This is a genomic window from Nitrospirota bacterium (assembly GCA_035516965.1).
In the GTDB taxonomy this organism is placed as follows: domain Bacteria; phylum Nitrospirota; class UBA9217; order UBA9217; family UBA9217; genus MHEA01.
In genome coordinates this window covers 57,285-69,973 of sequence record DATIZR010000064.1, presented here as the reverse complement: position 1 = coordinate 69,973, position 12,689 = coordinate 57,285, and the positions used below count along the sequence as shown (strand labels likewise).

Here is a 12,689-nt window from a genome sequence, read left to right as displayed (position 1 = left end):
GAGATGCCCCTTCCCCTTGAGGGTTCGTCACTCCACTCCTTTCTTGTAAGATCCCGGGTCCTTCCCTCTCAAAAAGAGCCCTATCCTGCCAGCTCATAATAATTGAAAAATAACTATCTCCCCGTGAGAGAAGTGACGTCCCGCCGAAGGGACCTTTTTCCTTGACAATGAATGTAACATGTGTTACTCTATGTTCAAGAGTTACATAAGGGGAGGTGCACGATGAAAAAGCTCTTCAAAGAACTGGAAGAAACACTTGCGGACGCCGCGCTGTTCGAGATGGGAGTTGGAATACCCGTGACAGGAGGACATCGTTCGATCATTGGGCGGGAGACGCTGGAGGAAAATCTGATCGAGGTGGCGTTTGCAGAGGCCGCGGACTTTGAGGACATCCATCGCGCCATTATCCGGGAGCATCAAGAGGCCTGGAACCTGGCCCATCCTGACGACTGCGCGCAGGGCGGCGATGACCTGTGCTTCGTCTAGTCAAAGGCACCGCGCATCAAATCACTTGAAGGCAGCAGGGGGAATCCATAATCATGCCGAAAACAAGGGTCCAGGAATGGCTGCTCATCTTTTACAGCGTGCCGTCCCATCCTGTGAGCAACCGGATGAAGATCTGGCGGAAGCTCGCGAAAACAGGGGCCGTGCAGCTCAAAGGCGCCGTCTACATCCTTCCCGCCACGGAAGAGCATGAAGAGTTCCTGCAATGGCTCATCGGCGAGGTGAAGACCATGGGCGGAGACGGCGCGTTCGTCAGAACCGCCGAGATCGGGACCATGACCGATGTCGATATTCGGCGGCTCTTCACCATGCAAGCGGACCAGGAGTACAACCGGCTTGAAAAGAATCTCGATGTTCTCGAACGGAAGATCCAGGGCGTTCGGAAGGGCACGAAAAGCGAGGAAGGCAAGCGTCTCGCTGCTGAGGCCGCGAAGTTCAGCAAGGAATTCGAAGAAGCAGGCAAGCGCGACTATTTCTCTTCCCCAACGGGTCAGACAATGAGAAAGCGCATCCAGGCGCTGGACGCAGCGTTGCGGGAAACTGGAAAAAGGGCTTCGGCAGAAGCGGCTACGGTCACGGCACGGCGGCTGCAGGACTATCAAGGGAAAAACTGGGCTACCCGTAAGAACCCCTTTGTGGATCGTATGGCGTCGGCGTGGCTCATCAAACGATTTATTGATCCGAAAGCCTCTTTCGTGTTCATTGACGAGCGGAACGTTGCTTCGCTCGACAATACTACTTTGGCTTTCGATATGCGCGGCGCAGCTTTTACCCATGTCGGCGATTTCTGCACTTTTGAGGTGCTGGTGAAATCCTTCGGGATCAAAGACAAGGCGGTCAAAAAGATAGCCGAGATCGTACATGACCTCGACGTAAAAGACGATAAGTACGGTAAGCCTGAGGCGCCAGGTGTTGAGGAAATACTCGCTGGCATCCGCAAGACGGCAAAGAACGACACCGACGGACTTGAGCGCGGTATGGCAGCGTTCGAGATGCTGTATCAATCGAAATCCTGATTATCTGTAAAAAAGGAAGACATCTAGGCAGGGTGAAAAGATCACATTCCGCGAGGCGCTCCCTTACTGGCTCAAGCTCGGGTTGATCAGCTTCGGCGGTCCCACGGGACAGATCCCGATCATGCACAAGGAAGTGGTGGAGAACAAGAAGTGGATGCCCGAAAGCCACTTTTTGCACGCCCTGAACTTTTGCATGCTCCTGCCCGGGCCGGAGGCACAGCAGCTCGCGACGTACGTCGGGTGGCTCCTGCACGGGACCCGGGGAGCGCTCGCGGCCGGCATTCTCTTCGTCCTTCGTCGATATTCATCCTCTGGTGGCTCAGCTGGGTCTACGTGGCGCTCGGTACCGTTCCGGCAATAGCTGCGCTCTTCTACGGCCTGAAGCCGGCAGTTGCCGCGATCGTCGCGGAGGCGGTCATTCGCATGAGAAAAATCTTTGAAGAACCCGAGTCTCGTCGGACCTGCCGCATCGTCGTTCATTGCAATATATTTTCTGAACGTGCCGTTTCCGGTGATCGTTCTTTCCGCCGGCCTGATCGGCTATCTGCTGAATTCGCGTCAGACCAGCGCCGGAACTGGCGCGCAATCCGCTCCGGACCTGAAGCCGCAGATCATTGCAAACGGCTGGACCCGGGCACTGAAGATCGCCGCTATCGGTCTGGCTCTCTGGTTCCTGCCGCTGATCGCGCTCGGTCTCCGGCGCGGATGGGATGACATCCTGGTTGATATCGGCGTCCTGTTCAGCAAGGCCGCGGTCGTGACCCTCGGCGGGGCCTATGCCGTGCTCGGTTATATCGGTCAGCAGGCGGTGGGCTATTACGGATGGCTTCTCCCCGAGCAGATGATGGACGGCCTCGGCCCCGCCGAGACAACGCCCGGTCCACTCATCATGGTGAATCAGTTTGTGGCCTATGTAGCCGCCTATGCCCACACGCCTGGTCTCGCTCCCGCTCTTGCAGGCGCGGTCGGAGGGCTGCTCGCGACCTGGGTCACCTTCACGCCGTCCATGCTCTGGATCTTCATCGGCGCGCCGTACATCGAATCTCTGCGGAGGAATGTCAAGCTCGCTTCGGCATTGTCAGCGATCACGGCAGCGGTCGTCGGAGTCGTGCTGAGCCTCGGCGTCAACTTCACCCGGCATGCCCTGCTTCCGGACACAGGCGGCTTCGACCGGTTCGCGCTTGCGGCATCGGTGATAGCCTTTATCGGCATGCAATACCGGAAATGGCCCATGATCCCGGTCATCATCGGCTCTGCAACGGCCGGGCTCGTCTGGAAAACGGCTTTGTAAAAAGCGCAAACAAGGAGGAATCGATATGACGACAGCACCTGCATGCCCCATCGGAAAACTGGAAAAACTGCTCCTGGCAACAGACATGTCGGACTACAGCGAGGGAGCCATCCGGGAGGCGATCACGTTTGCCGCCAAATGCTCGAGTCGATTAGTTGCCTGCATGACGCTTGAAACGAACCCCGAATTCGAGACCATCGGCTCGAATGTCTTCGAGAAAGAAGAAGCCGAGGCGACGGCCCACCTCGAAGCGATCAAGGCGCGGGCGGCAAAGCAGAATGTCCTGTGCGAAACCGTTCTGCGCGAATCGACCGACGCCGCGGAGGCCTTCGTTGGCGAGGCAGTTGAAAAGAAGGTCGACATGATCGTTATCGGCAGGCGGGGACGCAAAGGAGTGGCCAAGGCCCTGATGGGAGAAACCGCGGCAAAAGTCATCGCCCACGCGCCCTGCAAGGTCCTCATCGTTCCCCGGGCGGCCCAGATCGAATACAGAAACATTCTGGTCGCCACTGACGCATCGGCTCACGCCACGGCGGCAGTCACTGAAGCGATTGCCATTGCAAAGCGCTGCGGAAGCCATCTTATCGCGCTCTCGGCCATGCGGGATGAGGGCGAGCGCGCAGACGCGGGGAAGCACGCAAGCGCCGCCGCCGAAGCAGCGCGCAGGGAGGGCGTATCCGCGGAGGCGGTCACCCCGACAGGAAGATCCTTCACTGCCATCGTGGAAACGGCAAGCGGCAGAGGAGTTGATCTTATCGTCATGGGGACCTACGGGAAAACCGGCATAAAGAAGCTTCTCATGGGAAGCTCGACTGAGAAAGTCATCGGGAGCGCCGGCTGCGCCGTGCTTGTCGTCAAAGCGTGAGAAGCTGAAGAAAGCGCGGGGGAGAACAGGGCCATGAAATGGATTACGAGAGAGAAGGTCAAGGTCGACCGCGTCGCCTGTCCCTGGCTGATCAGAAAGTTCGTGGACAAGGACGCTGAATTCATATTTGCACCAGCCGAGAAAGTTCAGGCCGAGGCCGCGTGTCTGGGAGCGATCCCCTTTGACGTGCCGAACGTTGAACTCGGCCACCACGGCAAAGAGTGCTCGTTCGATGCGATCGTAAGGAAATACGGTTTGACAACGGACCCGGCCCTCGTGCTGCTCGCCAGGATCGTGAACGGCGCGGATACTGACAACAGCCTGTATTGCCAGCCCGAGGGCCCGGGGTTGAACGCGGTCGCCGAAGGTTTCCGTCACCTGGGGCTCAAGGATGACCACGCGATCAATGCCGCGGAATGGATCGTGTACGATGCGCTGTACGCCTACTGTCGGGAGATGGTCAAGCAGGGAAAGTCCCATGGCATATACACGGTCTGACGTCGCGCTTCTCTTCGTTGCCCGGAGCGTCCGGCTCTTCGCCTATGGCGCGCTCTCCGTGGTCCTTGCCCTGTACCTCCACGAGATCGGCCTGTCCGGCGTTTTGATCGGGCTACTCTTCACGCTCACGCTTGCAGGCGATGCGGTGATAACGCTCTGGATCACGACGACCGCAGACCACGCATACGTGCGCGGCAGAAAAAAAATGCTTCTCCTGGGCGCGGGGCTCATGGTCTTAGCCGGCGTCGTCTTCAGTCTGACCGGGAACCCGCCCGTCCTCATCATCGCGGGAATCATCGGTGTGATCAGTCCGAGCGGCAACGAGATCGGGCCCTTCCTCTCCCTCGAACATGCGGCGCTCTCCCAGCTTCTCCCTGCCGAGCAGCGCACCAGGGCGTTCGCCTGGTACAACGTGGCCGGTTCGCTTGCCGCAGCCTCGGGCGCGCTTGCCGGCGGGCTCCTCTCGAAACTTATCGTGAGCGCCGGATATACGGAGCTCCTATCCTACCGCGCGGTGATTGTTCAATACGCCGCATGCGGCATCATCCTGGCCGCGCTCTTCCTGTTCCTCTCTCCGGGAGTGGAGGCGAAGCCCGCCTCCCGCGCAGTGGCGCGTGTGTTCGGCCTGCATCAGTCCCGGGGCGTGGTCCTGAAGCTTTCCGCATTGTTCGCGCTCGACGCCTTTGCCGGCGGGTTCGTGATCCAGAGCATGGTCGCCTACTGGTTCCACATCCGGTTTGGCGTGGACGCTGCGCTTCTGGGCAGCATCTTCTTCGGGGCCAATATCCTGGCCGGCCTCTCGGCGCTTTTCGCAATCCGGCTTGCCAACCGCTTCGGCCTGATCAATACCATGGTGTTTTCCCACATCCCGTCGAACGTGCTGCTCTGTCTGGTGCCGCTCATGCCGAACCTGGCGCTCGCGGTCACCGTGCTGCTGCTCCGCTTCAGCATTTCCCAGATGGACGTGCCTACGCGCCAATCCTACACCATGGCCGTCGTAGCGCCGGACGAACGGTCGGCCGCCTCGGGCGTCACGACCATCGCCCGCTCGATCGGCGCGGCCTTCTCGCCGGCCCTGACCGGCGTCTTCCTTGCGACGCCGGCGCTCCTGGCCGCACCGTTCCTCGTTTCCGGGGGGCTGAAGATCGTGTATGACCTGCTGCTCTACCGAAGCTTCAGGAAGGCCGATGTGAAATGAGATGACTTGGGGACGGAAGGCGGGGCGCCGCGCGGCGATATTGTCAGCGCCCGGCCGAAGTGAAGGGCCGGCCGGCGCAGGCCCGGTGCAGTGTGGATCACGGTTTGGTCATGTCGCGGTAGAGCAGGAACCCGCCCCGCCCGCTATCCTTGACGCGGTACATGGCGGCGTCAGCCCTGTTCAGGAGTGTCTCCACATCATCGCCGTCCCCGGGGTAGATGCTGATGCCGATGCTGGCGCCGATGCTGCACTCATGCTCCCTGAGCACGAACGGATCGGACAGCACCTCGATGATCTTCCGGGCGACGACCGCGGCGTCCTCGGGCGCCTCGATCTTACCACAGAGCCCGACGAACTCGTCTCCTCCCATACGGGCCACCGTGTCCGCCTTCCGGGTGCAGGCAACCAGCCTCCTGGACACTTCCTTAAGCAGCAGATCGCCCATCTCATGCCCGAGCGCATCGTTGACCGCCTTGAAACGGTCCAGGTCGATATAGAGGACCGCGAGCACGAATCTGTTTCGCTTCGCCAGCTCCAGAAGCTGGCGCGTGCGGTCGAAGAAGAGCGCCCGGTTCGGCAGACCCGTGAGATCATCATACAGCGCGATCCGCCTGAGCCCCTCCTCGATCTGTTTCCGTTCGCTGATGTCCCGGAATATGATCTGGACCGCTGGTTTTCCGCCTGAGGAAAAGAAATTCCCCGCAACCTCCACATCGATCTCCGTTCCGTCGCACCGGATATATTTTTGTTCAAGCCAGGGAGCGGTCTGGGCCCCGGCCCGGGACAGTCCCTGAATGCGCTGCGTCACGATCTCGTGGTAATCGGGATGGATGAATTCGAATACGGATTTTCCGATGACCTTGGCGGGATCTGCCGCACCGAGGAGCCGCATTCCCGACGGGTTCATGAAAACAAACCTGCCCTCGATGTGGATGGCGATCCCATCGGGTGACAGCTCGATGAGCTGCCGGTACCGCTCCTCGCTTTCTTTCATCGCGGCGATTGCCTGCTGCAGCTCCTGCGGGGCATGGCCGGTCTTCGTGCGCGCACGAAGACCGGCAAAGAACAGGAGAGCCGCGCCGGCCAGAATAAGAAACACAGCTACGAGAGAGAGTGTCGACATATCGTCTTAAGCCTCTTCAGGGTGCGGTTCCGGCCAGGGATGCGGCCGGGGAAGCTGGTTGATACGAATCTTGTCGGATGATCGTGTCCCGTTCTTTAATAATCACGGGGTTATGAAAGGGGCGATTTCTTTTGCGCAAACAGGGGGGGCATAGTATAATCCGCGCATGTCCCGGAAACTTGACGAAAAAATCGATTCCCTCCTTGCCGCTGAGCGGGGAGCGGTTGTTAAGGCCCGCGGCGCCGGCATCGAGGTCGCGCTCGCCTACCCGAACACCTACCATATCGGCATGTCGAACCTCGGCATTCACCAGATCTACCGCATCCTGAACGGCCGTCCTGACACGGCATGCGAGCGGGTCTTCCTTCCCGATGAGGAGGACATCGAGGAGTACGAAAAGACCAACAGGAAGCTCTTTACCTTCGAAAACCGGCGGCCTGTCAGGGAGTTCGACATCCTGGCCTTCTCGGTCTCCTTCGAACAGGACTACCTGAACATCCTGGAGATGCTGCGGCTCGCCGGCATCCCGGCTTCCCGGGAGGAGCGGAATGGCGAGGGACCGCTCGTGGTGCTCGGCGGCATCTGCTCGTTCTTCAACCCCGAACCCCTGGCGGACTTCTTCGATCTCGTGATCGCGGGGGAGGGCGAGGACGTTGTAAATGAGTTCGTCGATGTCTATCGAAAGCACCGAGACGATAGCCGCGGGGAATTGCTCAGGGCATTGAGCGCCATCGCCGGCGTGTACGTGCCGGAGTTCTATGAGGTCCTGTATCATGAGGACGGAACGATCAGGGAGCGCAGAAAACACGAGCCCTCCGCGCCGGAAATGATCGCCAAGCGAACTGCCGGGGACTTCGACCGTTTCCCCGCCGCCACCGCGATCCTGACGCCGAACACCGAGTTCAGCGACCGGTACCTGTCCGAGATCACCCGGGGCTGCGGCAGGCACTGCAGATTCTGCATGGCCGGGTACCTTTATCTCCCGCCGCGGAACCTCGGCATCGAAGCGGCAAAGCGGCAGGCTGCGCAAGCCGATGCGCAGTGCGGCAGGATCGGCCTCGTGGGCGCGGCGCTTTCGGATTATCCCCACATCAACGAGCTCTGCATGGCGATCGAAGGCGGCGTCTCGGTCTCGTCCCTGCGCGCGGACTCGGTGAGCGAAGCGCTCATCGAACGGCTCGCGAAGAGCGGGCACAAGACCATCTCGATTGCGCCCGAAGCGGGGTCCGAACGGCTCCGCAGGGTCATCAACAAGGGCGTGAGCGAAGAGGATATCCTGAGGGCCGCCGACATGGTCTTCGGCCGCGGCATTCCGAACCTGAAGCTCTACTTCATCCTGGGCCTGCCCACGGAGACGCAGGAGGACGTTGAGGCGATCATTGCGCTCAGCATGCAGGTGCGCGAGGTTCAACTCAGGCACGCGCGGCCTGCGGGCAGGATCGGCAGGATCACCCTCTCGGTAAACTCCTTCGTACCGAAGCCGTTCACGCCGTTCCAGTGGGAGCCCATGGAGGCGGTGGAGGTGCTGAACAGGAAGCAGCGTTTTCTCGAAAAGGCAGTCCGGAGGACCGGGAACATGAACATGATCCACGACCTTCCGAAGTGGGAGTATATCCAGGCGCTCCTGTCCCGCGGGGACCGGAGGGTCGGCGCGCTGATCAGGAGCGCCCATGAAAAAAGTGGGGACTGGAAGGCCGCCGCAAGGGAGCTGAACGTGGATATGGACTTCTACGCAAGGCGCAGACGCTCGTTCGACGAGGTCCTTCCCTGGGATTTCATTGACATCGGTGTGAGGAAAGATTATCTTAGGAACGAATACAACCGGGCCCTCGACGGAAAGTTCACGCCAGTGTGCAGCGTGGGCTCCTGCAAGGCCTGCGGAGTGTGCACGCCGGAAGAGAAATCTGCGGCCGCGGATGAACAGGGATGAACAGGGACGGAAAACAGAAACAATTCACGTCTGAGAAAAATGTTCAACTGCTCACAATTCCCGGGCTTGAACAGATCCCGCGTGTCAGGCATGCGTTCACCACGAGAAGGAACGGCCTCGGTGCCCGCACGAACGGGTTCAAGCTGTCAGGGGACTGGAACGTCGTGGCAGAAGCATTCGGAGTGGCTCCTGACCGCGTCGTGACCGTGAACCAGGTTCACGGCGATACGATCGTGCGTGTCGATGATCAGAACTACACGAGCCTGCTGCCGGTCGAGGCCGATGCCATGGTCACGAACCAGGCCGGCATCGCCATCGGCGTCGAGACCGCAGACTGCGTACCCGTGCTGCTGGTCGACCCCGTCATACCCGCGATCGGCGCGGTCCATGCCGGCTGGCGGAGCACGGTCAAGAAGATCGTGCGGAAGGCCGTGCAGACGATGCAGGACGAATTCGGCTCCGATCCTTCGCGGATGATCGCGGCCATCGGCCCGGCGATCGGGCCAGAGTGCTACGAAGTGGACGAACCGGTCATGGGCCCGGTGAAAGAGAGCTTCTCCCTCTGGCAGAAGGCCGCCTCTCCGCTCGGCAACGACAAGTGGAGCCTGGACCTCGTAAAGCTGAACAGGATCGGCATCGTGCAGGCGGGACTTCCGCCGGGGAACGTCCACTCCCTCGGCCTCTGCACCTGCTGCAGAAGGGACCTGTTCTATTCCTTCCGCGCCGAAGGCAGGACCGGCAGGATGCTGTCGGTTATCATGATAAGACCTTGAATTAGGGACACAGACGGACACTGAATGAATCTATGAAAATCATGGTCTAATCATAGGCTGATCTGTGATAATCAGTGTCAAAGACCTTTAACTTTCAATGTCAATTGAGGACAACGTCAAGACGGTCCTGGACAGGATCGCCGCCGCGGCCCAGCGGGCCGGCCGCGAGCCCTCCGCCATCAAGCTCGTTGTCGTTACCAAGACCGTCGATGTCGCCCGCATCCGCGAGGCCGTTGAGGCCGGGGCATTGATCCTCGGCGAGAACCGGGTGCAGGAGGCGAAGGAAAAGATCGAGATGCTCGGACCGGTCGCCAGCTGGCACCTGATCGGCCATCTCCAGACGAACAAGGCAAAGTATGCGGTCAGGCTGTTCTATCTGATCCATTCCGTGGACAGCATCGAGCTTGCCCGGGAGATCGACCGGCAGGCCGCGAAGATCGGGAAGGTACAGGACATACTGATCGAGGTGAGCATCGCCGGGGAGGAGAGCAAGGCTGGCGCGGCGATCGAGCAGACTGCCGGCCTGGTGAGAGAAGCGGCAAAATTGGGCCACCTCTCGCTCAAGGGGCTGATGACCATCCCGCCGTTCCTTGACGATCCCGAGCGGGTGCGGCCCTATTTCAGGAAGCTGCGCGAACTGTCGGAGGCCATCGCGCGGGAGCGGATCCCCGGCGTATCCCTGAAAGAGCTTTCCATGGGCATGAGCAACGATTTCGAGGTCGCCATCGAAGAAGGCGCAACCATGGTGCGGGTGGGCACGGCGATATTCGGGGAAAGAAGATAGGATCGTACGCGGGAGCTCGGAGCAACAGGCAGGACCATCGAAGGAAACAGAGGGGGCGGCATGACGATAAAGGGCAAAATCGCATTCCTGGGCGGCGGGAACATGGCCGAGGCGCTGATCAGGGGGCTGCTTGCAGCCGGTGTCGTGAAGGCGGACCAGTTGGTCGTCAATGATGTCTCCGCCGACCGGCTCGAGCATCTCAGGACGACCTATGGTATCATAGTCCAGAAGAGCACCCGGGACGCCGCGTCCGGCGCCGACGTCGTGCTGCTCTGCGTAAAGCCCCAGGTCATCGACGTGGTCCTGGCCAAGATCGCCCCCGTCGCGGATAAGACAAAGCTGGTCATCTCCATCGCCGCAGGCGTGACGATCGACAGGATCCAGAAGATGCTTGCGGCAGAGCCCCGGGTGATCAGGGTGATGCCGAACACGCCCGCGCTCGTGCTCGCCGGTGCGGCTGGCATCGCTGCCGGGTCAAAGGCAACGCAGGATGATATGGGGCTGGCGCAGCAGATCTTCGGCGCCGTGGGCAGGTCCGTGGTCGTGGACGAGAAGCTGATGGACGCCGTGACCGGGCTGTCGGGCAGCGGCCCTGCCTACGTGTTCATGATCATTGATGCCCTGTCCGACGCGGGTGTGAAGGCAGGGCTGCCCCGGCCCCTTGCGCTGGAACTCGCGGCCCAGACCGTGTTCGGATCGGCGAAGATGGTGCTCGAGACCGGTGAGCATCCGGGCAAACTGCGCGACATGGTGACCTCGCCCGGGGGGACGACCATCGAAGGGCTGCACGCGCTCGAGAAGGGTAAGCTCCGGGCCACGCTCATGAACGCCGTGGAAGCGGCAGCTGCCAGGAGCAGGGAACTGGGGAAGTAAAACCTGACAGAATCGACAGACAAGCGATGATAGGCGACGAAAACCGAATGAGCGACGACAGAAACCAGCAGGCTAACAGTGAGACGACGTGAGGCAATTGGATAGACCGAAAGGCGAGCATGGGGGAACATTCAGAGCCATACAGAATTACATGTATGGCAGGTCGCAATGGATGCAGCCATGGAGATTTATGAAATTACCAAAGTCTTTCCAACCGAGGAAAAGTATTCTCTCGTGGACCAGATCCGTAGATCCTCCCGCGCTGTAGCCGCCAATCTTGCCGAAGCGTGGCGGAAGCGATGATATGAAGCAGCATTTAAGAGTGAATTGAACGACGCAGAAGCTGAGGGATCCGAAACGCAAACGTGGATAGAAGTGTCGCTCCGGTGCTCTTCTATAAACAAGCAAACAGCAGGTACGCTTGATCAGAAATACGAGCGTATACTCGCACTGCTGGCGGCCATGATTCGTGACGCCGGAAACTGGACGCTGTCGTATAAAAACGACAAGTAGAGAATCTGTCGAAGATTCGGTGCAAAGGCGGGAAACAATATCCCGCTTCTTAGAAGTTATTTTGTTTCTTGGACGGGATTTGTCGCCACTGGTCGGTGCAGGTCGACGCTAGTCGATTGCAGGTCGGCATTACAACGGGAGGGACAATGTTCGTATTCGGCAATATCATTCTGGGAATCGCCAAGGTGCTCGACGTCGTGCTGAACATCTACATGTGGGTCATCATCATCCGCGCGCTCATCTCCTGGGTGAACCCGGACCCCTACAACCCGATCGTGCAGATCCTCGCGAGGATGACCGAGCCGGCGCTCAGGCCCATCAGGAAGCTGGTGCCGCCGTATAAGGTCGGCATCGATTTTTCACCGCTCATTGCGATCCTCATCATCATCTTTCTGCAGTACGCGTTGATCAACACGCTCTTTCGTATCGGCCATTCGATGGGCTAACGCACGGGACCCATCGGCCGGGAGGCGATCCTATGAACATTACACCGCTCGACATCCAGCAGAAACGGTTCCACGTGGGCTTCCGGGGGTATGAACGCGTCGAGGTCGACAACTTTCTCGACCTGGTGCGGGAAGAGATGGAGGCGCTCCTGCGCGAGGTGACGGAGCTGCGCGAGTTCCGGCAGTCCTATGACCAGCGGATGGCCGAGCTCGTCTCCCGGGAGGAGACGGTCAAGAACACGCTTATCATGACCCAGAAGGTGTCGGACGACACGAAGGAGAACGCGCGCAAGGAGGCGGACCTGATCATCAGGGACGCCGAGGTGCGCAGCCAGCAGATCATCGGCAATACCCAGCAGGAGAAGGTCAGGCTCGAAACGGACATCCAGGAGCTGAAGCGGCGGAAGCACCACTTCCTGCAGGACATCAAGAAGGTGATCCAGATGCATCTCGAAATGGTGACCTTCGAGGAAAGCGGCAATGAAAGCCAGGCAGGGCCGGCCGCGGAATAAGGCAGCGGCGGAGAGTGTGACGCTGTCTGTCCGCATCCAGCCGCGCGCTTCGAAGAACGAGGTCGTCCGCAGGGAGGACGGGGGCATCAAGATCAGGCTGACTGCCCCGCCCGTGGACGGCGCGGCGAACGAGGCCCTGATCCGGTTCCTCGCGGATACTTTTTCCGTATCAAAGTCCCAGGTCGAGATCGTTTCCGGTCATACGTCGCGTGACAAGATCGTCAGGATCATCGGGATCGGTACGGAAGTTGCGGAGCGGCTGTTGAATTGTGCCGGGAAATAGAGTACTATATTATTGTTGGAATAGTGATTTGGACGCGGGCCGCGCTGAGAGGCACAGGGATAACTTCCCTCCCCTAACAA

General features: G+C 59.9%; 15 protein-coding genes and 1 pseudogene. 15 read left to right on the top strand and 1 reads right to left on the bottom strand.

All coding sequences use genetic code 11. The features are described 5' to 3' along the window. Positions 1–222: 222 nt before the first annotated feature. The 7 genes from VL197_10445 to VL197_10415 all read left to right on the top strand — a co-directional run bounded on the left by VL197_10445 (position 223) and on the right by VL197_10415 (position 5,372). A complete protein-coding gene (locus VL197_10445; protein ID HUJ18396.1) occupies positions 223–486 on the top strand; it encodes a hypothetical protein in 264 nt (87 codons plus the stop codon). Between the two features lie 53 nt (positions 487–539). Further along, on the top strand, positions 540–1,520 hold the full coding sequence (locus VL197_10440; protein HUJ18395.1) for a chromate resistance protein ChrB domain-containing protein: 981 nt from the start codon (positions 540–542) through the stop codon (positions 1,518–1,520). Between the two features lie 40 nt (positions 1,521–1,560). Continuing rightward, positions 1,561–1,881 carry a chromate transporter gene (locus VL197_10435; GenBank protein HUJ18394.1) on the top strand — a complete coding sequence of 107 codons (321 nt, stop codon included), beginning with the start codon at positions 1,561–1,563 and terminating at the stop codon, positions 1,879–1,881. A gap of 75 nt (positions 1,882–1,956) precedes the next feature. Beyond that, positions 1,957–2,811 carry a chromate transporter gene (locus VL197_10430; protein HUJ18393.1) on the top strand — a complete coding sequence of 285 codons (855 nt, stop codon included), beginning with the start codon at positions 1,957–1,959 and terminating at the stop codon, positions 2,809–2,811. 25 nt (positions 2,812–2,836) lie between these two features. After that, positions 2,837–3,676, top strand: coding sequence for a universal stress protein (locus VL197_10425; protein HUJ18392.1), 840 nt, complete (start codon positions 2,837–2,839; stop codon positions 3,674–3,676). 33 nt (positions 3,677–3,709) lie between these two features. After that, on the top strand, positions 3,710–4,174 hold the full coding sequence (locus VL197_10420) for a chromate resistance protein ChrB domain-containing protein (protein ID HUJ18391.1): 465 nt from the start codon (positions 3,710–3,712) through the stop codon (positions 4,172–4,174). Then, a complete protein-coding gene (locus tag VL197_10415; GenBank protein ID HUJ18390.1) occupies positions 4,155–5,372 on the top strand; it encodes an MFS transporter in 1,218 nt (405 codons plus the stop codon). The genes VL197_10420 and VL197_10415 overlap by 20 nt, the downstream gene beginning before the upstream one ends. Positions 5,373–5,469: 97 nt before the next feature. Here VL197_10415 and VL197_10410 read toward each other — a convergent pair whose 3' ends face one another. After that, positions 5,470–6,495 carry a diguanylate cyclase gene (locus VL197_10410; protein HUJ18389.1) on the bottom strand — a complete coding sequence of 342 codons (1,026 nt, stop codon included), beginning with the start codon at positions 6,493–6,495 and terminating at the stop codon, positions 5,470–5,472. 166 nt (positions 6,496–6,661) lie between these two features. Between VL197_10410 and VL197_10405 the strand changes: the two genes are divergently transcribed. The 8 genes and pseudogenes from VL197_10405 to VL197_10370 all read left to right on the top strand — a co-directional run bounded on the left by VL197_10405 (position 6,662) and on the right by VL197_10370 (position 12,609). Next, on the top strand, positions 6,662–8,425 hold the full coding sequence (locus tag VL197_10405) for a TIGR03960 family B12-binding radical SAM protein (GenBank protein ID HUJ18388.1): 1,764 nt from the start codon (positions 6,662–6,664) through the stop codon (positions 8,423–8,425). Further along, complete coding sequence (pgeF, locus tag VL197_10400) at positions 8,422–9,198, top strand: peptidoglycan editing factor PgeF (GenBank protein ID HUJ18387.1); 777 nt, start codon at positions 8,422–8,424, stop codon at positions 9,196–9,198. Before VL197_10405 ends, pgeF begins: the two co-directional genes overlap by 4 nt. A gap of 97 nt (positions 9,199–9,295) precedes the next feature. Continuing rightward, entirely contained in the window at positions 9,296–9,982 is a 687-nt protein-coding gene (locus VL197_10395) for a YggS family pyridoxal phosphate-dependent enzyme (GenBank protein ID HUJ18386.1), read from the top strand. A 60-nt stretch (positions 9,983–10,042) separates the two neighbouring features. After that, entirely contained in the window at positions 10,043–10,855 is an 813-nt protein-coding gene (gene proC / locus VL197_10390; protein HUJ18385.1) for a pyrroline-5-carboxylate reductase, read from the top strand. 129 nt (positions 10,856–10,984) lie between these two features. Beyond that, positions 10,985–11,368 (top strand): annotated as a pseudogene (locus VL197_10385) (four helix bundle protein). A gap of 146 nt (positions 11,369–11,514) precedes the next feature. Continuing rightward, the gene (locus tag VL197_10380; GenBank protein HUJ18384.1) at positions 11,515–11,814 is read left to right on the top strand and encodes a YggT family protein; all 300 of its coding nucleotides are present in this window, start codon (positions 11,515–11,517) and stop codon (positions 11,812–11,814) included. A gap of 32 nt (positions 11,815–11,846) precedes the next feature. Then, a complete protein-coding gene (locus VL197_10375) occupies positions 11,847–12,326 on the top strand; it encodes a DivIVA domain-containing protein (GenBank protein HUJ18383.1) in 480 nt (159 codons plus the stop codon). Continuing rightward, on the top strand, positions 12,295–12,609 hold the full coding sequence (locus tag VL197_10370; protein ID HUJ18382.1) for a DUF167 domain-containing protein: 315 nt from the start codon (positions 12,295–12,297) through the stop codon (positions 12,607–12,609). The genes VL197_10375 and VL197_10370 overlap by 32 nt, the downstream gene beginning before the upstream one ends. The last annotated feature ends 80 nt before the right edge of the window (positions 12,610–12,689 follow it).

Bases quoted from the DNA above. Each gene is read 5' to 3' on its own strand.
- VL197_10445 (HUJ18396.1), top strand. From the start codon at position 223: ATGAAAAAGCTCTTCAAAGAACTGGAAGAAACACTTGCGGACGCCGCG.
- VL197_10440 (HUJ18395.1), top strand. From the start codon at position 540: ATGCCGAAAACAAGGGTCCAGGAATGGCTGCTCATCTTTTACAGCGTG.
- VL197_10425 (HUJ18392.1), top strand. From the start codon at position 2,837: ATGACGACAGCACCTGCATGCCCCATCGGAAAACTGGAAAAACTGCTC.
- VL197_10420 (HUJ18391.1), top strand. From the start codon at position 3,710: ATGAAATGGATTACGAGAGAGAAGGTCAAGGTCGACCGCGTCGCCTGT.
- VL197_10415 (HUJ18390.1), top strand. From the start codon at position 4,155: ATGGCATATACACGGTCTGACGTCGCGCTTCTCTTCGTTGCCCGGAGC.
- VL197_10410 (HUJ18389.1), bottom strand. From the start codon at position 6,495: ATGTCGACACTCTCTCTCGTAGCTGTGTTTCTTATTCTGGCCGGCGCG.
- VL197_10405 (HUJ18388.1), top strand. From the start codon at position 6,662: ATGTCCCGGAAACTTGACGAAAAAATCGATTCCCTCCTTGCCGCTGAG.
- pgeF (HUJ18387.1), top strand. From the start codon at position 8,422: ATGAACAGGGACGGAAAACAGAAACAATTCACGTCTGAGAAAAATGTT.
- VL197_10395 (HUJ18386.1), top strand. From the start codon at position 9,296: ATGTCAATTGAGGACAACGTCAAGACGGTCCTGGACAGGATCGCCGCC.
- proC (HUJ18385.1), top strand. From the start codon at position 10,043: ATGACGATAAAGGGCAAAATCGCATTCCTGGGCGGCGGGAACATGGCC.
- VL197_10380 (HUJ18384.1), top strand. From the start codon at position 11,515: ATGTTCGTATTCGGCAATATCATTCTGGGAATCGCCAAGGTGCTCGAC.
- VL197_10375 (HUJ18383.1), top strand. From the start codon at position 11,847: ATGAACATTACACCGCTCGACATCCAGCAGAAACGGTTCCACGTGGGC.
- VL197_10370 (HUJ18382.1), top strand. From the start codon at position 12,295: ATGAAAGCCAGGCAGGGCCGGCCGCGGAATAAGGCAGCGGCGGAGAGT.